Source organism: Thermodesulfovibrio sp. TK500a (assembly GCF_055381765.1).
Window position 1 is genome coordinate 1,497,711 of record NZ_AP041606.1, and the last position, 20,174, is coordinate 1,517,884.

The window sequence follows — 20,174 nt, forward strand, 5'->3', positions numbered from 1 at the left end:
AATGACTTTTCTTACATTAACCTGATAAAATCAATATCATGAAAGCAATTATTTATTTTGACGGAGCTTGCCTGCCTCATAATCCCAATGGAGTTGGAACTTACGGATTTGTCATAAAAGATGCAACCAACGGCAGTATTTTGTTTTCAGGGAAAGGAGTAGCCTTTGAGAGAGGGACAAGTCAGATGGCAGAGTATCATGCTTTAATTCAGTCTCTGGAAAAAGCTCTTGAGTTAAAGATAGGAGAGATTGAGATATACGGAGACAGTATGCTTGTTGTAAACCAGATAAATGGAGTTTATGATGTGATAGAACCTAATCTTCTAAAGCTTTATCAAAAATCAAGAGAGTTACTCAGCAACTTTAAGTCATGGAAAGTTAAATGGTTTAGAAGAGAAAAAAATAAGGAGGCAGACAGGTTAAGCATAGAGGCTTTTGTAGAATATATTGAGATTAGAAACAAAGAGAAGATTGACAATCTAATTCCCTTTGAAATAGTAAGAGAAAGGAAACAAATGTTTAGGCTTAAAGACTATATGGTGATTCTCAATCCTCCTTCCTGCAGTTGTAATTATTTCAAAAAATTTAATAATTACCCTTTGATTAAAAAGGCTGGTATTATCATAAAGTGCGAACATATTCTTTACATAGAGGAAAAGTTATACCTTGAAGAAATGCAAAAATCTACTTTTGAGAGAAGAAATTTGAAAGAGGAGACTATTGTAGGATGATAATAATCTGTGGTGCGGGAATTACAGGACTTTCCCTGGCAAGGGAACTCGTAAAAAAAGGGATTAAGGACATAACAATAATTGAAAAAGAAACCTCTCTTGGTAAGCACGCCTCTGGAAGAAACAGCGGAGTGCTACATGCAGGAATTTATTACACTCCAGACTCCCTTAAGGCAAAATTCTGCCTACGGGGCAATCTGCTCATGAAGCATTACTGTAAGGAAAAGGGACTTACACTCATTGAGTCGGGCAAGGTTATAGTGACCAAGAAAGAAAGCGAAATACCCGTGCTTCATGAACTTTACAGAAGAGCAAAGGCAAATGGTGCAGATGTTGAGCTTATAGATGAAATGGCATTGAAAGAAATTGAGCCCTATGCAAAAACCCATGAGCAGGCTCTGTATTCACCTCTTACAGCAGTGATAAATCCGAAGGAGATACTTGAGAATTTAGAGAGAGAGTTGGAGAGTTCGGGAGTTAAGATAGAGAAAGGTGTTGTTCTTAAGGGGGTTAGGGAGAGCAAACTTCTTACAAACAAAGGTGAATTCTCCTATGAACTCTTTATAAATTCCGCAGGTTCCCATGCAGACAGAATTGCTCACCTTTTTGGTCTGGCAAAACAATATAGAATTGTTCCATTTAAAGGACTGTATAAGAAATTGAAGAAGGAAAGGTCATACTTAGTTAAAGGCAATATCTATCCTGTGCCTGACATAAAAAATCCTTTTCTTGGTGTTCATTTTACAAAAGTCCATGACGGCACTGTCTATGTGGGACCAACCGCTACACCTGCTTTGGGAAGGGAAAACTATAAACTGCTTGATGACTTAGGAGTTGAGACTCTAAAAATTCTGTGGAGAGATTTTTCCCTTCTTCTAAGCAATGAAAAGTTTAGAAGCACAGCTTTTACGGAGATGAAGAAATACTTAAAAGCAAATTTTTATAAAGATGTAAAAGATATGATTGAAGGAGTTGCCCCAACTGACCTTTTACATTCCAAAAAAGTCGGCATCAGACCCCAGCTTATAGATATTGACAGAAAAGAGCTTGTGATGGATTTTTTAGTTATAAAAGATGCAAATACTATTCACATTCTTAATGCCATATCTCCTGCCTTTACCTCAGCCTTTGCTTTTGCCGAATATGTGGTTAAAGAATACATTTTGGGAGCAAGACGATGATAAACTGGGCAAAAGAGCTAAAAAAGGAGTCTTTTCCGAATAAGCCTGAGAATGTAGAGATTATTCAAACCCATATCTCATACGTTTTTATTGCCGATGAAATAGTATACAAAATCAAGAAACCCGTAAACTTTGGCTTTCTTGATTTTACAACCATTGAGCTTAGAAAACTTTATTGCGAAAAGGAAGTGGAACTCAATAGAAGGCTCTGCCCTGATATATATCTTGGTGTTGTGCCTATATCTGAGAGAGATGGGAGGTATGAGTTAGAGAGTGAGGATAATATTGTTGAATATGCAGTGAAAATGAGAAGACTGCCTGTTGAAGGAATGATGGAGAAACTGATAAGGGAGAGCTTGCTTACTAAAGAGCAAATAGACCTTATTGTGGATATTCTTGTCCCTTTCTTTAAAAACGCTCGAACTGGAAAGGGAATTGATGAGTACGGCTCGATTGATACAGTTTCCTTTAATACAGAGGAAAACTTTACTCAGACAAAGGGATATGTGGGAGGAGCAATAAACAGATGGAGATACAATGAAATTGTGAATTGGACGAGGGATTTTTTGAGGGATAAAAAAGACCTTTTTGAATCCCGAATTTCTGAAGGCTTTATCCGTGAAGGACACGGAGACCTTTACTCTGCCAATATATGCTTTGATGACCTACGGAAAGTCTATATCTTTGACTGCATAGAGTTCAATGAGAGATTTAGATGCGGTGATGTTGCCTCTGACATAGCCTTTTTAAGCATGGATTTAGATTTTCACGGGCTTAGGAAACTTTCAGATTATTTTGTCAACTCCTATGTTGAAAAGTCTGGTGACAGAGATTTATTGAAAGTTCTCAATTTTTACAAATGCTACCGGGCTTATGTAAGGGGGAAAATTGGCTGTTTTACCTCCGATGACCAAGCTTTATCAGAAGAAAAAAGAAAAGAAGCATTAGAGACAGCCCGAAAATACTTTGACCTTGCCTATCTTTACGCAGAGGGAAAGCCCAAAGTTTTTGTTGTTTTCGGACTTTCAGGAACAGGTAAATCAACGCTTGCCAGAGCACTGGATAAAGAAACCCTTGCTGAATGGATTCCCTCAGATATCGTAAGAAAAAGCCTTGTAGGAATCGCACCAACAGAGCATCATTATGAGCCCTTTGAAAAGGGAATTTATAGCAGGGAATACACCGAGAAAACCTATACAAAAATGATAGACCTTGCAAAAGAGGCAATTCTTAAAGGCAGAGACATCATACTTGATGCCACATTCAGAGAAAAAGCCTATCGTGAGGCTGTAATGCGTGAGCTAAGCTTTGCTGATATTTACTGGCTTTGGTGCGTTGCTGAGGATAGTGTTGTTAGAGAGAGATTCATGAAGCGTAAGGAATCGGAAGACATCTCCGATGCCCGCTGGGAAATATACCTTGCCCAGAAAGAAAAGTTTGAGCAACCCGATGAAGTTGAACCTCAAAAACTTATTAAGCTTGATACTTCAAAGGGAGTAGATTTGGTTGAGAGAGTGATTGAGAGAGTTTATGGAGTGGAGAGTTGATAGAGTTCATAGAGTTAGTGAGTTGAGATGAGTAATTTGATATAATCTAAAAAATCTATGAGGAAATTTGTGAAGCTACTAAACCATGAGAAAGCAATAAAAGAATTAGATACCGTAGTTCTGATTCGTGATATCAAAGAGTACTGTTTGGCAAGTGGAGATATAGGAGTGGTAGTTTATTCTTATAAGGACAGTGACAGTTATGAAGTGGAGTTTGTAACCGCTGATGGAAAAACAGTAGCTGTTCTTACTCTTACTTCCAAAGATATAAGATTGATGAAAAACAGGGAAATTTTGCATGTCAGAGAAATAGCAGAGGTAATTTAGATTTTCTATCAGGCTATGCCAATAAAAGGGTAAGAAAAATTTTAGATTCAGAGGGGCTAAGGAGTTGAGAGTTAATGTGTAATCATGAATATATATCAAATAGTTGGAGGGTTCTATGCTTGAAATAATCTTCATTGTAGAGGAAGACCCAGAGGGTGGATATAGTGCTTCAGCTCTTGGTCATGCAATATTTACTCAGGCTGATACTTTAGAGGAATTGAAAATGAATATTAAAGATGCGCTTAAATGTCATTTTGATGGGTTATCAAATGCCAAACAGTGTCTTAGACATAAAAACTCTTAACTGGCTTCTTCTTTTTGGAGGGCTGGATGTAGTATCAAGGGTAGAATTTGATATTATGAATATGAGAGTGGGAAGATGTTCAGTTTGATGTTGAGGAATTACTCAAGAAGGCTAAGGGGTTATGTCAGTTTTGGGGATAAATAAGGAAAAGAAGATTTATATGTATTCTATTTCACCCTTACCTTTGCTTTTGGCTTTATAGACAGCTTCGTCAGCTCTTTTTATTAGTTCTTCTATTGTATCGGAGGGTTCGATATTTGTAATTCCGATGCTAACGGAAGGGGTGAATGAATGAGTACCTACTTCTATAGTTGTCTTTGCGAGATTATTCTTTATTCTTTCAGCCACTTTTTTAGCAGCCTCTTCTCCGCCTTGAATGATTATTATAAATTCATCGCCACCCCATCTTGATGCCAGGTCATTTGACCTTAGACTTTTAGTGATAGTATTTGATACAGTTCGGATTGTAGTGTCTCCAACAATATGTCCAAATTGGTCATTTATTTGTTTTAAACCGTCCATATCCAGAAAAAGAACCGAGTAGAGTCTGCCCTTTTTTGTGTTTTCAATAAATTTTTTAAGATTTTCTTCTAAAAAATTTCTGTTATAAAGAGAAGTTAAAGGGTCTTTAGTTGCTATTTCAAAGAGTTTTTCTTTTTCTTTCTTGTAGAAAGTGATATCGTGGGCAATTAAAAGCATTGTGTCCGATTTATTCTCAACAGGAATTATCCATAGACTGAGAAATGTTCCGTCAGGTAGAACTATTTCATGCCAGAATGTCATTTCTTCCTCTGAAACTGATAGAAATTGTTTGATAAAAGAGTAGATTTTTTCATTGGAAATTCTAAAATCGCTATCTCCAAGATATTCAAGTGCCTTTGGATTGGCGTAAATTATTTCTCCTTTTTTGTTGAAAAGTATTATTATTTCCTCTGATTTTTCTGCTATTTTTTCGTAAATTTTTCTGTTTTCTTCTATTTCTTCTATTTTTTCTTTCAACATTCTTAGATGTATGTTTATTTCTTCAGAAAGAGTTGAAAGCTCATCTTTTCCCCTTATTTTTAATATGTCGCCTCTACCATTTCTTATATTTTTTAGTTCTGTGATTAATTTATTAACCTTTTTCATGGTTAAATGGTTGATTATTAGGAAATTAAGTGAACCTAAAAGCAACCAGATTCCTGCCCAAAGGATTAGATTTTCTTGATTTGTCTCGAAAATTAAAAGACTTGAGAATATCATTATTATGAATAGAGCTATAAAAGAGAGGCCATTTTTTCGTTGAATAAGCATTTTATTTGATAGATTTTAACAAAATTTTAGATTCTTATCAAAGTTGACAAACTATCGAGTATTCAAGTCATTATAAAAAATGGATATTTTCCAGAAAATTGCAGAGGAGAAAATTCGAGAGGCAATGGAACAGGGTCTTTTTGATGACCTGCCCAACAAAGGCAAGCCTCTTAAATTAGAAGACCTCAGTTGGGTTCCTGAGGAGCTGAGAATTGCCTACAAAATTCTTAAAAATGCAGGTTGTATACCTCCTGAAATGGAGATAAGGAAGGAGATTATAGACCTCAAGGAACTCCTAAAGACTATTGATGATGATGCAGTAAGAATAAGAAAAATCAGAGAGCTTAACTTTAAACTTCTGAAGTTAAATGTGGGAAGAAAAACTCCCTTTTATCTTGAAGATTTTCCAGAATACGAAGATAAGATAATTAAAAAATTTATAGGATAGAGATTGTTATCGTGCCTTCAGGGGAAGTCTAATTATAAAAGTGCTTCCTTTCCCAATTTCACTTTCAATGGATATAAAGCCACGATAGTATTGAACGATTGTAAGAGCCACTGTTAGTCCAAGACCTGGCCCATAAACCTTTGAAGTGAAAAAGGGGTCGAAAATTTTTTTAATCAACTCCTTAGGAATTCCTTTTCCAGTATCAGATATTCTTATTTCTATATCATTTTCCTTTTTCTCAACAGAAATTTTCAGAATTTTCCTTTCTGCTTTATCCATTGCCTCAATAGCATTTTTAATAATGTTCCTAATTACTATTTTTAAATGTTCTTTGTCTATGTAAATCAAAGGAGTTTCTTTATATTCTGTCTCCACCTCTATTCCTCTGTCCTCTATTTCTCTACCTGTTTCTTCTAAAACTTCTTCAACGGCCTTTTTAATGTCCACATTCTCCATAAATCCAATGGCAATCATTTTAAGAGTTAGTATTTCTCGCAAAAGTCGCTCAAGTCTTTCAGATTCCTGCATGATTGTCATGAGATATGGTTTATTTGGGTCTCCGGGAGGAAGGCTATCGTATACTTTTTTGGCAAATCCTGCGATGCTTACAATAGGATTTCTTATTTCATGGGAAAGACTATCGATAAGCTTTCTTACAGATTCGGTTTTCTCTTCTTCGATAACCCTTTCAGCTGTTTCTTTCCTTGTAAGAAGGGAGCGAATTCTTGCTGAGAGTTCTCTGTAATCAAAGGGCTTTGGCACATAGTCATCAGCGCCTATGTCAAGACCTTTAACCCTGCTTTCTACATCAGACTTTGCGGTTAACATGATAACTGGTATGAATTTGGTTCTATCATCAGTTTTAAGCCTTTTGCATACTTCATAACCGTCCATTTTGGGCATCATTACATCGAGAATTATTATGTCCGGAGCAGATTCATAGACTTTTTTAAGGGCTTCTTCACCATCATAGGCTTCGGAGGTGTTGTAACCTTCAGCTTTGAGCCTTTTTCTTAAAAGTTCTACTGTATCAATGTTGTCATCTACAATAAGGACTGTTTGCTTCTGTTCGTTCATTTATCTTTCAGATATATTTTTATTTGCTCTGGAAACTCTCTAACATTTATAGGTTTTGAGATATAACCATTACAGCCTGCCTGAATTGCTTTTTCTTGGTCTCCTCTCATTGCATGGGCAGTAAAGGCTATGATTGGGGTGTCTTTAAAATCAGGTCTTGCCTTTAGTCTTCTTGTGGCTTCGTATCCATCAATTTTGGGAATTGATATGTCCATGAGAATAAGGTCTGGTCTGTAGGCAATTGCTTTTGCAATCGCGTCTTCTCCGTCAACGGCCTCGATTATTGTGTATCCCTGTTTTTTTAATATTTTTCTTACAAGCTCCCTTGAATCCTCATTGTCATCAACAACAAGAATGGTCTTCACATTATCCTCCTATTTTTCTCAAACTGTTCTTGAGCTCTTCTATAAGTTCATCTTCGGAAAAGAGAGCTTTGTTTATTATATCTTTTATTCTACCATCAAGTTCTTCTTTTTCTCTCTGGCTTAATTCTTTGTTTGTAAGAGCAATTATTGGCACTTCCCTTAATTCAGGAGAACTCTTTATAAAATCAATAAAATCAAAGGCACTGCTTAGGGGGTCAGTTATATTTACAATTAGCAAGTCTGGCTTTTTAGTTTTTACAAATTCGATGGCTTCTTTACTGTTAAAGGCTGAGTGGACATCATAGTTGCTTTGTCTTAGTATTTCTGATAGGTCTTTATTTGTCTTTTCTTCTCTTTCGAGGAGGAGAACGCTTTTTATTTTTCTGTAGGACTCTATGTTTCTTATCTTTCTTAAAAGGGCATTGCCATCTAAAGGTTTTACAAAATAATCCGTTGCACCAAGAGAAAAGGCGAGAGTTTTGTTTTCTATTATTGAAACGATTATTACGGGAATATCCTTAGTTTCTTCATCTTCTTTGAGTTCTTTCAAAACCTGCCAACCATCTTTTTTCGGCATCATTATGTCAAGGGTTATGGCTACGGGTTTAATCTCCTTTGCTTTTCTAACGGCCTCCTCGCTACTTAGTATTCCTATAACTCTGTAATCCTTCTCGAGATATTTTTTTATCAAATCTATGGCGTCTGGATTGTCGTCAATGGCTAAGACTATCTTTTCTTTTTCCAATGGTTTTGCTATCTCTGGAATTAAGGGTTCTTTATGTAAAACAAGGTCTCTAACTACCTCGCATATTTTACAGGCATCTGCTTTCTCAGGATGAGAGCCAATCTTCATTCCCTTGCAATGCGTTCCTAATACGAGCCAACATCTTTTCTCTGAAGAGCCATATTCAGGGCAGTTTACATGTCCGCACTGTGTGTAATCCCAGCATCTTACCATTTTGCCTTCATAGGAAGGTTCTTGTAGAAATACGTCCTTTGGCACTTCGAAATATTTAGCAAGTTCTTCAGCCATTTTCTCTTCTATAACAGGGGTAGGGTTTTCGAAGACTTCCTTTTTGAAAGGCAATAGAACATAAAAAGTGCTTCCTTTTCCAACCTCGCTTTCAGCCCAAACCATGCCTTTATGTAAAGCTACCAGCCCTCTGACAATGCTCAATCCAAGGCCAGTGCCTTCATATTGCCTTGTAGTAGAAACATCAGCTTGAGCAAATTTGTCAAAAATCTTATCGAGGTCTTCTCTCTTAATGCCGATTCCTGTATCTTTCACTGAAATTTCAACAAACTGAGGATTTCCATCGCTATCCATACCTCTTTCTGAAACCTTAGCCTTGATTGATATCCCTCCTTCATGGGTAAACTTAACGGCATTTGATATGAGATTTATAAGAATCTGCTTGGTTTTGTCCTCATCTACATAGAGTTTTTCTGCTCCTGGTTCAATATCAAGAGTAAATGTCAGTCCTTTCTTTGCAATTAAAGGTTCAAAGGTGACCATTATTCCGTCAATGAGTTCCTTTAAATCGACTTCCTTTGGTCTTAATTCTATTTTGCCCGATTCAATTTTCGATATATCTAAAACATCGTTTATTAGTTGAAGAAGATGTTTTGCATTGGCAGATACCTTTTTAAGAGAAGCTTTCTGGTCTTCGTTTAGCGGACCGTCGACCTCATCGAGTAATAAATCAGTGTAACCAATTATGGCATTCATAGGAGTTCTAAGCTCATGGGACATATTAGCTATAAAAGCAGATTTAAGTGTGTCAAGCTCTTTTAGCTGTTTGTTTGCTTTCTGAAGAAGGGCTACAAGTTCATCCCTTTCCTCAAGAAGTCTTGCTCTTCGGGTAAGTTCTTTTTCAAGCTCCATTTTTGAGCGAGCAACTTCATTTACCATGTAATTGAAAGTTTCTGTGAGAGTTCCTATTTCATCGGAAGGATATTTTTGTATTGTTGTCATCTCGCCTTTTGCAAACCTGTGTGTTGCGTCAACTAAATTGTTGAGAGGTTTTCTTATAAACCTGCTTACAACGAAATTAGTAACGAAAATTGCAAGCAGAGAGGCAAAGAAAGTTAAAGCCAGAGACCTGTTTCGCTGGGCTATAACAGTCTTATAGACACCTTCCACATCGGTCTTCATTACTAATGCTCCTAATACTTTACGTGATTCACCATGGCAGTGATAGCATTCGGGTGCATTATGGATTGGTAATACGGAGATTAGATTTCGCTTGTCTTCTATTTTAAGAATTGAAGAGATTCTTGTTTGAGAAGTTTCTTTTAAGCTCTCTCCAATCATGTTGAAAAATTTTTCATGTTTTATCAGCTCTGTTATTTGCGAATTCACATACTCTCTGTTGGTAGAAAAAGAGATTACTCCGTTGAAGTCAGTAAGATAAACCTTTATATTTTTATATTTCTGGCCTATCTCCTCTAAGTCTCTGTGAATAGCATCACTGTCTCCAACCGTTAGAGGATGTTTCATAGCTGCATATATCGTATCCATTACCTCATTGTTGCCGTCTTCAACTAATCTCATTCTGTCTCCTACTCCGAAGTAAATTCTGAAAGTCATTTCAATTATCATGACTAATATTATTATTCCTATGAAGGTAAGCATTAGCTTGTTGCCGATTTTTTGAGTTACAAATTTAAACATCAGTGTGCTCCTCCGTAAAGGAGTGGCTTAAATCTAAAGGCTCTTATTCTCTCTTCTGTGTGGCAGGGTTCACATATCTGAAGAGTGAACTTTCTCCTAATATGTAAGGGATTTTTGGTTTCTACATGTTTTTTACCTGGTCCGTGACAGACCTCGCAGCCTGTATCTTTAAGATGGGGAGTTTTCTCTACTGATATAAAGCCTCCCTTTTTCCCATATCCTGTAGTATGACAATGATAACAGCCCTTTAACTCTTCTTGAGTAATCTTATTTTTCATTTTTTCAACAGCGACAAAGGAACGGGACATTCTTGAATACTTAGTGAAGTTTTCATACTGTTTTTGATGACAGGTTTTACATGCTTCAGTGCCTACATAATCAGAAAAGGTTAATGCTGGAAATGAGAGAATAATTAATGCTGTGAAGAGCCATTTCATACTTAAAGATTATCAGAAAAGGCATGATTTGTAAATAGCATAAGAACCTATAAAAACCAAATATTTAGTCGTAGGGCTTGAACAGATAAGTAGGGAAAAGAACTTCTTTTATGTTAAAATTTTTAAATAATTCCATTAGTTTTTTCTATTTTCAATGGAAGAGTTGAAAGGGGGATTAAATGCTTATAATTGGCGAGCGATTAAGTATTATTTCCAAAAAAGTGAGAGAAGCCATACAGAATAAAGATAAAGCTCCTATTCAGCAGATTGCTGCTGAGCAGTGGAGGGCTGGTGCGCACATGATTGAGGCAAATATAGGACCTGCCGAAGAGGATGGAGAGGCTCTAATGGAGTGGTTTGTAACTACAATTCAAGAAGCAGTGCCTCTTCCTGTGTCGCTTGATACAACCAATTCCAAAGCAATGGAGGCAGGTCTTAGGGTTCACAACAATCAGTGGGGAAAACCTCTTGTTAATTCTACCTCTTTAGACCCGGAGAGATTTATAATGCTTGAGCTTGCCGCTAAATATGATACTCCCGTAATTGCTCTCACTGTTGGCAAAGGAGGACTGCCAAGAGATGCAGAGGAAAGGGTAGAGATAGCATTGAAGCTCATGGAAAAGGCAGCAGAGTATGGAGTTCCAATGGAAAACATATATCTTGACCCTCTTGTCATGCAGATATCGGGCTCGCAAAATCAGGCAAAAGAAGTATTGAGAGCAATAAAACTTTTTCAAGAACTTAATGACCCACCAATGAAAACAGTTGTAGGGTTGAGCAATCTTTCAAATGGTTGTCCAAGACATTTAAGGCCTCTTTTGAACAGATACTACCTTGCTCTTCTCATGTATGAGGGACTTTCAGCGGCAATTGTAAATCCAGAAGAGGTAAGGGAAGCAATAAAAACAATCGATGTAATAACAGGTAAAACGCTTTATGCCCATTCTTATCTTGAGATTTAGAGGTGTTTGATGGACTTTGTAATACCTAAAGAGACTTATACCGGTAGTATTCCCGAGATTGAATTTGGAAAAGCAAAGACCGTTCGTTTTGCCGGCGAATCGGCGCTTCCTATGCACTTTTTTGAGGGAGCATTTCCTAATAAACCTCTCATAGCTTTCGAAATTCAAGATGCCCAACCTGATGACTATCCAGAGGAGCTTTCAAAGGTTTACTCTTCTGTATGGGATGACCCTGTAAGGTGGGCTAAATTTTGTGCATCACTTGGAGCAGAAGCTATTGCTCTTAGACTCATGAGCAGTCATCCGGACAGTAAAGACTCGAAACCTAATGAGGTTGCCGATATAGTTAAAAAGGTCCTATCCGAGATTGAGCTGCCTTTGATAATTCTTGGAAGTAATCATACTGAGAAAGATGCTGAAGTTTTGCCAGTTGTTGCTGATGCCTCAAGGGGATATAACTGTATTATAGGAAAGGCTCAAGAGGGAAATTACAAAACTATTGCTGCTTCTGCAATGGCAGGAGGTCACAGCCTTATTGCCATGTCTGAGCTTGATGTAAATTTAGCAAAACAGCTCAATATTCTGATTACCCAGACTGGTTTTCCTAAGGAAAAAATAGTCATAGACCCGATGTGTTCTGCTCTCGGATACGGTTTTGAGTATACCTATTCTGTAATGGAAAGAATCAGAATTGCTGGGCTTCTTCAGGGAGATGAAATGCTTCGTAGCCCCATGGTTGCAGATGTGGGGTTTTATGTTTGGAAAACCAAAGAAGTTCAGGCAACTCAAAGTGATATACCCGAATGGGGCAGCCTTTATGAGAGAGCTGTTATTTGGGAGGCTACAACGGCCTGTTCTTTTCTTTTGAGTGGAGCAGAATTATTAATAATGAGACATCCAGGGGCAATAAAAATTACTAAGAAATTTATCGATGACCTATATTCTGAGAGGACTGAATAATGGCTATTACGGGAATAGAGATTTTTAAGCTTCTGCCTAAGACAAACTGCAAAAAGTGCGGTTTTCCTACCTGTCTTGCTTTTGCAATGAAAGTAGCACAGGGTCAGGCAAAAATTGACGATTGTCCTGATGTAGGAGAGGAAGTAAAGGCAAAATTAAAAGAAGCCTCTACTCCGCCAATCAGAGGTTTTGAATTTGGCACTGACACGGAAAAGATAAAAATTGGAGAGGAGACGGTTTTATTTAGGCATGAAAAGAAATTTAACAATCCCGTTGTTTTAGCCTTCGAGATTAAAGATACCGATGAAAACATTGAAGACAAAATAAATCAAGTCATACAATCACAGATTGAAAGAGTAGGACAGATATTGAAAGTAGATGCTGTATATCTCAGAAACAGTTCCGGTAGTGCGGAAGTGTTTAAAAATGCCATTAAAACATTAGCAGAAAAGTCACCTCAAATTCCTCTAATATTTGGAATAGAAAACCCCGAAATTGCTTTATCAGCATGCGAGTATTATAGAGGTGGCAGGCCTATCTTGTATGGTGCAAAAGAGGAGAACCTTCCAGAAATGGCTGAGATTGCAGAGAAATTTAATATTCCTTTGGGCGTATCTGCAAAGGGAGTTGAAAAGATAATATCTCTTACGGAATCTTTGAAATCCAAAGGGGTTGAAGATTTGATAGTAAACACAGAGCCTTCCACGGCAGGTAAGCTTCTCAAAGACAATACTGTAATAAGAAGGTCTGCATTAAAGAAAGGCATAAAAGCCTTGGGATACCCTATAATAACCTTTGCTTCCTCCATCATTAACGATAATTATTCTGTCATTCCGAGGAGCACGAGCGACGAGGAATCTACTGAAAAAAGCTTATACGAGACGATAATAGCTTCTTTAGCAATTTTGAAATATTCATCCATTGTTGTTCTCGAAAGTATCCCCAAGTGGAAAAATCTTGTCCTTTTTACGCTTAAACAGAATATTTACTCAGACCCTCAGGTGCCTATGCAGGTAAAGCAGGATATTTATAAGGTTGGCGAACCCGATGAAAACAGTCCTATAATAATAACAACAAATTTCGCACTTACCTACTTTCTCGTAAGAGGAGAGATTGAAAACAGCAAAGTTCCTGCCTGGCTTGCCATAATGGACTGTGATGGACTGAGTGTCCTGACAGCTTGGGCAGCAGGAAAGTTCTCTGCAAGCAAGATTGCACAGTTCATAAAGGAAAGCGGAATTGAGCAGAAACTTGCCCACCGTGAACTCATAATTCCCGGCTATGTGGCAATGCTTAAAGGTGCAATAGAAGATAAACTCTCTGGATGGAAAGTAATTGTGGGAACAAAAGAAGCGAGTGCTATTCCTGCTTTCTTGAAAAGCTATATGAGGAGCAAGAATTGATAGAGCAATTAGTTGAATTAACAAAAAAGGCATCGGAAGAGCTACTGAACAAAACAGAGAAGGTTCTGAAGGATACCCTTGCAGAGAGAGGAGAGGCCTCTCCAGTAGAACTTCCCGATACAGCCTATGGATTTCCTCTTATCTATGCCCTTGAAGGAATGAAGATAACCCAAATGGGAGAACTTCATTCATTTTTTAATAGTATAAAAGAAAGGGTTGGCAGTTCCATTGACCCATTTAGTTTGGCATTAAATTATCTATATCTTCTCGAGATATATCTTAGTCTGCTAAATTCCGAAGAAAGCAGTTCTGAAGAGCAGAGAGCATATTTCGGATTTTTGGGAGACACTGTTCAGAGAACTCTCGGTGTTCAGCTTGTTGACGGTAGAATTCCTGCTGTAGCAGTTTTGCTTGGAAATCTCGAATTAGATAGACTCATGCCTATAGTCAAGGAGTTACAGGAAAAGCGAATACTCGTTTTCCTTGTTGGCTCCATTGCAGAAGAATTTATTAAAACTGGCGAGAGATACGGTTTTGAAGCTTACATTGTTCCGGTGGGCGCTGAAATAGAAGAAACCGTTTATGTGATTGACTGGGCAGTAAGAGCATCGCTTATTTTTGGTGGTCAGACTGCCGGTGATAGAGATGCGATTATTGAATATGTTAGAAGGAGAATAAATGCATTCGCAATTGCCTTTGGAAGTTTAAATGAAAAGGCTGTAGCAGTTGCATTGGGAGCTGCTCTGTTTGCCATTCCTGTAATTTCTGACCAGCCTGTTTCAGAGATTGTAATAGATGATGTAGCTGAGTATCCTCTATTAATTTCAGAGGCTGACCATACAAAGATAGTAAAAAAAGCCATTGAAATAAGAGGATTAAAGATAGTTGTTGAAAAACCTCCTATTCCCGTGGCTTATGGCCCGGCTTTTGAAGGAGAAAGAGTTAGAAAAGAGGACACTTTCATAGAATTTGGCGGTCAAAAAACACCAGCTTTTGAATGGGTTAGAATGAAAGATTCCTCTGAAGTAGAAGATGAGAAAATTGAGATAGTTGGAACGGACTGGTTAAGTCGATATGAAGAGGGTGGCAGAATGCCTCTTGGTATAGTTGTAAATGTGGCAGGTAAAAAAATGCAGAAAGACTTTGAGCCGGTAATTGAAAGGCAGATTCATACTTTCATAAACGAAGCAGAAGGCTTGTGGCACATAGGCCAGAGAGATATAAACTGGATAAGAATAAGCAAAAGAGCGAAAGAGGCCGGTATCAGACTTGAACATATCGGGATAATCATAATGACCATGACAAAGGCAAGATTTCGAAGCATCGTTGACAAAGTTGAGGTTGTTCTGTATGTTGATGAAAAAGATGTCCTTACTCTTCGTGAAGAGGCAAGGGCAGAATACAGGCAGAGAGACCTTCGATTAGCCAAGCTTACCGATGAAGATGTAGATGAGTTCTATTCATGCCTTCTATGTCAGAGCTTTGCTCCAAAACATGTATGCGTAATAACACCTGAGAGACCTGGTCTATGTGGTGCATTTACTTGGTTAGATGCTAAAGCAGCCTACGAGATTGAGCCAACAGGTGGGAATCAGCCCGTTCAAAAGGGAAAGTTGATTGACGGCCTTTACGGAAGATACAGCGGTGTTGATGAGTATGTGAAAAAGCATTCTGGAGGAGAGGTGGACACAATAAATCTTTATTCAATTATGGAAAATCCAATGACCTCCTGCGGATGTTTTGAGTGCATCGTAGCGGTTGTGCCTGAAGCAAATGGCGTTATGATAGTCAATCGTGGCTACAGCGGTATGACACCTGTAGGTATGAAGTTCTCCACCCTCGCAGGAATGATAGGCGGAGGAGTTCAGACTCCGGGGTTTATGGGGGTTGGTGTAAATTATATAGCGTCACGAAAATTTCTCAAAGGCGATGGCGGTATTAGGAGAATTGTCTGGATGCCGAAAGAGTTGAAAGAGAGGATTAGAGAGTCTATTCAGAGAAGGGCAGAGGAAGAGGGAATTCAAGACTTTTTAGACAAGATTGCTGACGAGACAGTCTGTGAGGACATTGAATGTCTTGTTGAATTTTTGGCTCAAGTTGACCATCCAGCCTTGCAGATGGAGCCAATAATAAAGTAGGGCTACTTTTTAAATCGCTCTCTGAAAAGCTTTGCACCTTCTTTACTGCTTATTACAACATCACTGATACCTCTGAATTTGAAAAGAAGTTTGCTTTGGCTGATTGTCTGAATATGTTCAACTTTATCCACATTTACAAGATAGGATTTGTGAATCCTGAAAAAACCTCTATCTTTAAGCTTCTCCTCAAGTTTTGAGATAGAAAGGGGATAGTAAATCTGCTCTTCCCTTGTTCTAAGCAAGGAGTCCTTTAATTCTGCCTTAACATAGAAAATATCCTCTGCCAAGATTATCTTGTAGTCACCGCTTAGAGTCTTCACCATCAATCTGAGAGAATTGATAGATTTTTTGTATTTTTCAACTCTTTCAAAAACCCTTTTTATCTCCTCTATTGTGTAGGGTTTTAAGAGATAATCAATGGCTCCTACCCGAAATGCCTGAAGGGCATACTCTTCATAGGCTGTTTGAAATACGATAAAAATATTTTCGTTGATAGTGAGAATTCTGTATGCAAGCTCAAGGCCTGAACCCTCTGGCATTCTGATGTCAATAAATGCTATCTCAATGTCTTTCTCCTTTTCTACAATTTCAAGGGCTTCCTTTGAAGAAGAGGCGGAGAGAATAATGTTTTCGCCCACTTCTTTTAAGAGTCTCTTAAGCCTGTTCAATGATAGAATTTCGTCATCTACTATTAGTATTTTCATTTCGGCAAGATTATTATAAACTCTGTTTTCTCGGCCTTTTTAAAGTCAACGCTGCCATTGCACAGAATGCTAATTCTTTTTGATAGATTTGTCAATCCCGTGCCAGCTCTAAAATTTTCAATAGCTTTACCGTCATTTTTAACGGAAATTAGAATTTTATCGGTCTTTTCTTTATAATCTATTTCAATATTCAAAGGATTGCCGTTAAATCCGTGTTTGACAGCATTTTCAACAAGCAGTTGAATAGAAAATTTAGGAATTTGTGTTTTAAGTATTTCTTCGTCGCCAGCGATTTTTAGATTAATCATATTTCTGTATCTCAAATTTTCGAGTGCTATATAAGTCTTAACATTTTCAAGCTCTTCTGAAAGAGGTATAAGTTCTTCGAGATTAAAGGCTTTTCTTAGAAACCTGCTTAACTTTACCATTGCCTCTTCTGCTCTCTTTGGGTCTATGTTTATGAGTTCTGTAATACTGTTTAGAACATTAAAGAGAAAGTGAGAGTTTAATTGAGTGTTGAGGGCTATCAGTCTGCTCTCATTCAGCAGAGTCTCAAGCTCTGTTTTTTTAGTCTTCATTCTAATGAAAAGATAGATTAGTAATCCAATAAGATAATTAAGAGCTCCAACAATTAAGGCAATTCTGTGGAGATTGTCCTTAAAAACTGAGGGCAGTTCAAGATTGAGAGATTTGACTAAAAAGTAAGCCAAATAAAAGCCAAGAATTCCTGCAGTAAAAGCAAAAAGAGCAGACAGGAGCCACCAGATAAGAGGATTTTTTATCTTCGGTAAGATGTAATAGTTGTTTATGCTAATGAGAGTGAAAGACAATACGGCAAGACAAAATCCTATAATACTCCCAGTAAATAGAGCATCAAGAGATTCCTTGCCCAATGACAGATATATTAGAGATGTCAATAGAGACGCAAAGATGATTGCTAAAAATATTATAAAAATCCAGTCTTTGAAGGATACTCTAAGCTCAAACTTGTTCACCAATCTTTCCTATTAGATTTTTTATGCCCATTGTTATTCCAATCCATCCTTGATAGCAGAAAAAACTGTCACCCACTAAATATAAATTGTGAAAGGGAGTAAAGTTTGACGGTATTCTCCAGAAAGTATTTTTTAGTGTAATCGGTATTCCACCGACAGAGCGTCTTCCCAGATATCTGTAGAAAGTTTCTGGCGTTGACAGAAAAGACATTTTAATATTTTCTCTTTTTACAGGGAAAAACTCAAGGAGATTTTCAATTATGCCGAGGTGCGTATTTTGCTTTCGATTTTCGTAATCCTCCCTTTTTAATCCATGCCAATAGTTAATGCTTGTGTGGGTAGAGACCGTAAAAACGCATTCTCCTTTGTTTTTTTCTGCAGGAAAGAATGAGAAGAAAAGATAAGGAGAGGTCGTATAGGGTAGACATTTACGGAGAATTGTGAGGTGAAAGGTATTTTCGGGGTAAAAATTTTCTAATACGCCGTAGGCAACAATAGCGGAGTTATCAGTTTGAAAAGACAAGTATTTTTCGAAATATGCTTTTATTTTACTGTCTTGCAGGATATTTAAACTCTCAAGAATTGGCATAGCTATTATTAGATTGTCAAAGCGTTCCTCGCCAAAAGCTCCTTTAAGCTTGAACCCGTCTGCATTCTTACTTACCGATATTATTTCTGAATTTAAATGATAAGAGAAATTTTTGGCTATTTCTTTTACTATCTCACCCATTCCATTTTTAGCATAACCAACGCCTGTAAATGGATAGCCGAGGCTTAAAAAAAGAGTGACCATATTTACATTTTCAATACTGCTCTGAGCCACGATTTTCACATGGCTATCCATAAATCTGAGATATTCTCTGTCAATTGAACTAAAATAATCCTTAAGACCCTCTATGGCTGGTTTCAAAAACAGACGATAATACTTGTATATAAGCCTTCTCATTCTGTAAAAACTCAGAAGGCCGTCTCTTAAGGTTGAAAAATTATGATAAAAGCCATATTTTAGTATCTCTTCTGTGACAGCTTTTACATCTCTCCAAAACTCTTTATTTCTCCTGTGTGGAAAGACTTTGTTAATCTCTTCAACAGTTCTTTCGATGCTTTGATATCTATTTACTCTTCCTTTTTCTGTATGAACAACAATGGAAGGGTCTTCTATCTCTATCAGATTTGTTAATTTAAACTCCTCAAGTATCTCTCTTACAGAATATCCTTCCAGTAAGCCTGCAATAGTTGTGGCAGCAGTATTGAAAGTGTAACCGTCTCTTGTGAAGCTTCCTGCACATCCTCCAAGAGTTTTGCTTTTTTCAAATAAAGTTATATTAAAGCCTTTTTTTGCAATCAACTCGGCTATGCATGTCCCTGCAATACCGCCTCCTATTACGGCAAAATTGCCTTTATTCTTTCTGGGCATAGACTACGTATAGAGGATCAGAAAAAAGAGTGCAGCCAAAGTATTTATCATCATAGGGTCGTCTGAAGCCTCTCATGGAAAAGGTTTTGAAATTCTTGAATCCTCCACTTCTTAGAAGCAACTCTAAAACATATCCCATTCTTTCAAATTCGTGTAGGTCAATCCATAGCTTAATTACTTTGGTGGGAAAATATCTGTTTGAAAAACTTACTGTAAAAATACCGTTTGATTTTAAAATTCTCTTTATCTCTCCTAAAAGTTCAAAGGGTTTGGTAATATACTCAATCGAGAGGTCGCAGACTACAGCATCAAATTCTTCCTCACCGAATGGCAGTTGAGGATTTTTATTTAAATCGGCGATTAAAAAACTATCAAGTATTTTGTTTTGTTCCATCTCTTCTTTATTAAGTCCTAATCCAACTATCGTGTGCTTTTCATTTTTTGGAATGTGAGACTGAAAACTGCTCATGAGGTCAAGAATTTTACCCTCTTTGGGGAGAATTTTATCATAAACTTCCATAAGATTTTCATGACACTTAGAATCTATGTGGGTTGTAATTCTTGGTTCACTGTAAAAGTCTGTGTCATCTCCTTCGTCCTGTCTTGTAAAGCTTTCAGGATTTTCAAGTTCAAAATCAGTCTCTAAACCGTTATATCTTATCTGCATTCCAGGACCGTTCTCAAGAGAAATAGCACACCAGTCACGGCATTCTCCTCCTATATCGGCTGATTTCTTTGTAACCGAAAGAACCTCTACTTCCAGCTCAATATCGTATGCTCCTATAGGAACATTTGTGTCTATGAGGAGAGTTTTCTCTTGAATTCCAACAACTCTTGCAGGCTTAAAGTTTTCGGGAAATACTCCCTCGAGCCCAATGAAAAATCCAAGAGGATAAAATCTTCCCAAACGAGGAGCAAGACTTGCTCTGTAGGGCTTCTGTGGTAAGAATTGAACTTTCTCAACTTCTATAATATTCTTTTCGGAAAAGGGGATTAATTCACCTTTTTTAAATGAGGTAGTAAATTTTTCTCCTTCTGTTTTCTCCCATAAGAGAGTTTTCATCTTAGGAGGGAAAAGGTCCATATCTCTCCATGGATTAATCCTACAGTAGTATGTCTCTTCGTGTTCTCCAATTTCAGAAGCCCATCTAAATTTAAAAAGAACCTCAGCCCTTGTTCTTTCGTTAATTTTCTCCATGACAACCTCCTTA

19 protein-coding genes are annotated in these 20,174 nt (G+C 37.4%); 10 read left to right on the forward strand and 9 right to left on the reverse strand.

All coding sequences use genetic code 11. The annotated features are described in order from the left end of the window. The first annotated feature begins 38 nt into the window (after positions 1–38). The 5 genes from ACZ430_RS07895 to ACZ430_RS07915 all read left to right on the forward strand — a co-directional run bounded on the left by ACZ430_RS07895 (position 39) and on the right by ACZ430_RS07915 (position 4,090). Positions 39–731, forward strand: coding sequence for a ribonuclease HI family protein (locus ACZ430_RS07895; protein WP_297210401.1), 693 nt, complete (start codon positions 39–41; stop codon positions 729–731). Next, positions 728–1,912 (forward strand): L-2-hydroxyglutarate oxidase, encoded by a 1,185-nt coding sequence (lhgO, locus tag ACZ430_RS07900; RefSeq protein WP_297210403.1) that lies wholly within the window; start codon positions 728–730, stop codon positions 1,910–1,912. The genes ACZ430_RS07895 and lhgO overlap by 4 nt, the downstream gene beginning before the upstream one ends. Then, on the forward strand, positions 1,909–3,459 hold the full coding sequence (locus tag ACZ430_RS07905) for a bifunctional aminoglycoside phosphotransferase/ATP-binding protein (protein ID WP_297210406.1): 1,551 nt from the start codon (positions 1,909–1,911) through the stop codon (positions 3,457–3,459). Before lhgO ends, ACZ430_RS07905 begins: the two co-directional genes overlap by 4 nt. A 69-nt stretch (positions 3,460–3,528) precedes the next feature. Continuing rightward, the gene (locus ACZ430_RS07910; protein WP_297210409.1) at positions 3,529–3,786 is read left to right on the forward strand and encodes a DUF4926 domain-containing protein; all 258 of its coding nucleotides are present in this window, start codon (positions 3,529–3,531) and stop codon (positions 3,784–3,786) included. A 115-nt stretch (positions 3,787–3,901) separates the two neighbouring features. After that, positions 3,902–4,090 (forward strand): type II toxin-antitoxin system HicB family antitoxin, encoded by a 189-nt coding sequence (locus ACZ430_RS07915; RefSeq protein WP_297210412.1) that lies wholly within the window; start codon positions 3,902–3,904, stop codon positions 4,088–4,090. 156 nt (positions 4,091–4,246) lie between these two features. Here ACZ430_RS07915 and ACZ430_RS07920 read toward each other — a convergent pair whose 3' ends face one another. Next, positions 4,247–5,218, reverse strand: coding sequence for a GGDEF domain-containing protein (locus ACZ430_RS07920; protein ID WP_464910512.1), 972 nt, complete (start codon positions 5,216–5,218; stop codon positions 4,247–4,249). 244 nt (positions 5,219–5,462) lie between these two features. On the opposite strand from ACZ430_RS07920, the gene ACZ430_RS07925 reads away from it, so the two are divergent. After that, positions 5,463–5,831, forward strand: a complete 369-nt coding sequence (locus tag ACZ430_RS07925) for a DnaJ family domain-containing protein (protein ID WP_297210418.1) — start codon at positions 5,463–5,465, stop codon at positions 5,829–5,831. Positions 5,832–5,837: 6 nt separating this feature from the next. Here ACZ430_RS07925 and ACZ430_RS07930 read toward each other — a convergent pair whose 3' ends face one another. From ACZ430_RS07930 to ACZ430_RS07945, 4 genes are read right to left on the reverse strand one after another with little or no spacing between them, the layout of a single operon-like run. Continuing rightward, the gene (locus ACZ430_RS07930; protein WP_297210421.1) at positions 5,838–6,908 is read right to left on the reverse strand and encodes an ATP-binding response regulator; all 1,071 of its coding nucleotides are present in this window, start codon (positions 6,906–6,908) and stop codon (positions 5,838–5,840) included. Then, positions 6,905–7,273, reverse strand: coding sequence for a response regulator (locus tag ACZ430_RS07935; RefSeq protein WP_297210423.1), 369 nt, complete (start codon positions 7,271–7,273; stop codon positions 6,905–6,907). Before ACZ430_RS07935 ends, ACZ430_RS07930 begins: the two co-directional genes overlap by 4 nt. A gap of 1 nt (position 7,274) precedes the next feature. Then, entirely contained in the window at positions 7,275–9,947 is a 2,673-nt protein-coding gene (locus ACZ430_RS07940) for an ATP-binding protein (RefSeq protein ID WP_464910513.1), read from the reverse strand. Further along, a complete protein-coding gene (locus tag ACZ430_RS07945; protein WP_464910514.1) occupies positions 9,947–10,384 on the reverse strand; it encodes a multiheme c-type cytochrome in 438 nt (145 codons plus the stop codon). The genes ACZ430_RS07940 and ACZ430_RS07945 overlap by 1 nt, the downstream gene beginning before the upstream one ends. A gap of 179 nt (positions 10,385–10,563) precedes the next feature. On the opposite strand from ACZ430_RS07945, the gene ACZ430_RS07950 reads away from it, so the two are divergent. The 4 genes from ACZ430_RS07950 to acsB are packed head-to-tail and all read left to right on the forward strand — an operon-like array spanning position 10,564 to position 15,847. After that, a complete protein-coding gene (locus tag ACZ430_RS07950; protein WP_297210432.1) occupies positions 10,564–11,346 on the forward strand; it encodes a dihydropteroate synthase in 783 nt (260 codons plus the stop codon). A gap of 9 nt (positions 11,347–11,355) precedes the next feature. After that, positions 11,356–12,306 (forward strand): acetyl-CoA decarbonylase/synthase complex subunit delta, encoded by a 951-nt coding sequence (locus ACZ430_RS07955; RefSeq protein WP_297210434.1) that lies wholly within the window; start codon positions 11,356–11,358, stop codon positions 12,304–12,306. Continuing rightward, positions 12,306–13,709 (forward strand): acetyl-CoA decarbonylase/synthase complex subunit gamma, encoded by a 1,404-nt coding sequence (gene acsC, locus ACZ430_RS07960; protein ID WP_297210437.1) that lies wholly within the window; start codon positions 12,306–12,308, stop codon positions 13,707–13,709. The genes ACZ430_RS07955 and acsC overlap by 1 nt, the downstream gene beginning before the upstream one ends. After that, positions 13,706–15,847, forward strand: coding sequence for an acetyl-CoA decarbonylase/synthase complex subunit alpha/beta (gene acsB / locus ACZ430_RS07965; RefSeq protein WP_297210440.1), 2,142 nt, complete (start codon positions 13,706–13,708; stop codon positions 15,845–15,847). The genes acsC and acsB overlap by 4 nt, the downstream gene beginning before the upstream one ends. 2 nt (positions 15,848–15,849) lie before the next feature. On the opposite strand, the gene ACZ430_RS07970 is transcribed toward acsB, so the two are convergent. Genes ACZ430_RS07970 through ACZ430_RS07985 form a run of 4 tightly spaced genes read right to left on the reverse strand, consistent with a single transcriptional unit; the run spans position 15,850 to position 20,161 of the window. Then, positions 15,850–16,551 carry a LytR/AlgR family response regulator transcription factor gene (locus tag ACZ430_RS07970; protein ID WP_297210443.1) on the reverse strand — a complete coding sequence of 234 codons (702 nt, stop codon included), beginning with the start codon at positions 16,549–16,551 and terminating at the stop codon, positions 15,850–15,852. Beyond that, positions 16,548–17,546, reverse strand: a complete 999-nt coding sequence (locus tag ACZ430_RS07975; RefSeq protein WP_297210446.1) for a sensor histidine kinase — start codon at positions 17,544–17,546, stop codon at positions 16,548–16,550. The genes ACZ430_RS07970 and ACZ430_RS07975 overlap by 4 nt, the downstream gene beginning before the upstream one ends. Further along, positions 17,533–18,963 carry a phytoene desaturase family protein gene (locus tag ACZ430_RS07980; RefSeq protein WP_297210448.1) on the reverse strand — a complete coding sequence of 477 codons (1,431 nt, stop codon included), beginning with the start codon at positions 18,961–18,963 and terminating at the stop codon, positions 17,533–17,535. Before ACZ430_RS07980 ends, ACZ430_RS07975 begins: the two co-directional genes overlap by 14 nt. Further along, positions 18,947–20,161 (reverse strand): methyltransferase domain-containing protein, encoded by a 1,215-nt coding sequence (locus ACZ430_RS07985; protein WP_297210452.1) that lies wholly within the window; start codon positions 20,159–20,161, stop codon positions 18,947–18,949. The genes ACZ430_RS07980 and ACZ430_RS07985 overlap by 17 nt, the downstream gene beginning before the upstream one ends. Between the last annotated feature and the right edge of the window lie 13 nt (positions 20,162–20,174).

Excerpts from the sequence above, each read along its gene's own strand:
- ACZ430_RS07895 (WP_297210401.1), top strand. The coding sequence starts at position 39 with ATGAAAGCAATTATTTATTTTGACGGAGCTTGCCTGCCTCATAATCCC.
- lhgO (WP_297210403.1), top strand. The coding sequence starts at position 728 with ATGATAATAATCTGTGGTGCGGGAATTACAGGACTTTCCCTGGCAAGG.
- ACZ430_RS07905 (WP_297210406.1), top strand. The coding sequence starts at position 1,909 with ATGATAAACTGGGCAAAAGAGCTAAAAAAGGAGTCTTTTCCGAATAAG.
- ACZ430_RS07915 (WP_297210412.1), top strand. The coding sequence starts at position 3,902 with ATGCTTGAAATAATCTTCATTGTAGAGGAAGACCCAGAGGGTGGATAT.
- ACZ430_RS07920 (WP_464910512.1), bottom strand. The coding sequence starts at position 5,218 with ATGAAAAAGGTTAATAAATTAATCACAGAACTAAAAAATATAAGAAAT.
- ACZ430_RS07925 (WP_297210418.1), top strand. The coding sequence starts at position 5,463 with ATGGATATTTTCCAGAAAATTGCAGAGGAGAAAATTCGAGAGGCAATG.
- ACZ430_RS07930 (WP_297210421.1), bottom strand. The coding sequence starts at position 6,908 with ATGAACGAACAGAAGCAAACAGTCCTTATTGTAGATGACAACATTGAT.
- ACZ430_RS07940 (WP_464910513.1), bottom strand. The coding sequence starts at position 9,947 with ATGTTTAAATTTGTAACTCAAAAAATCGGCAACAAGCTAATGCTTACC.
- ACZ430_RS07945 (WP_464910514.1), bottom strand. The coding sequence starts at position 10,384 with ATGAAATGGCTCTTCACAGCATTAATTATTCTCTCATTTCCAGCATTA.
- ACZ430_RS07950 (WP_297210432.1), top strand. The coding sequence starts at position 10,564 with ATGCTTATAATTGGCGAGCGATTAAGTATTATTTCCAAAAAAGTGAGA.
- ACZ430_RS07955 (WP_297210434.1), top strand. The coding sequence starts at position 11,356 with ATGGACTTTGTAATACCTAAAGAGACTTATACCGGTAGTATTCCCGAG.
- acsC (WP_297210437.1), top strand. The coding sequence starts at position 12,306 with ATGGCTATTACGGGAATAGAGATTTTTAAGCTTCTGCCTAAGACAAAC.
- ACZ430_RS07970 (WP_297210443.1), bottom strand. The coding sequence starts at position 16,551 with ATGAAAATACTAATAGTAGATGACGAAATTCTATCATTGAACAGGCTT.
- ACZ430_RS07980 (WP_297210448.1), bottom strand. The coding sequence starts at position 18,963 with ATGCCCAGAAAGAATAAAGGCAATTTTGCCGTAATAGGAGGCGGTATT.
- ACZ430_RS07985 (WP_297210452.1), bottom strand. The coding sequence starts at position 20,161 with ATGGAGAAAATTAACGAAAGAACAAGGGCTGAGGTTCTTTTTAAATTT.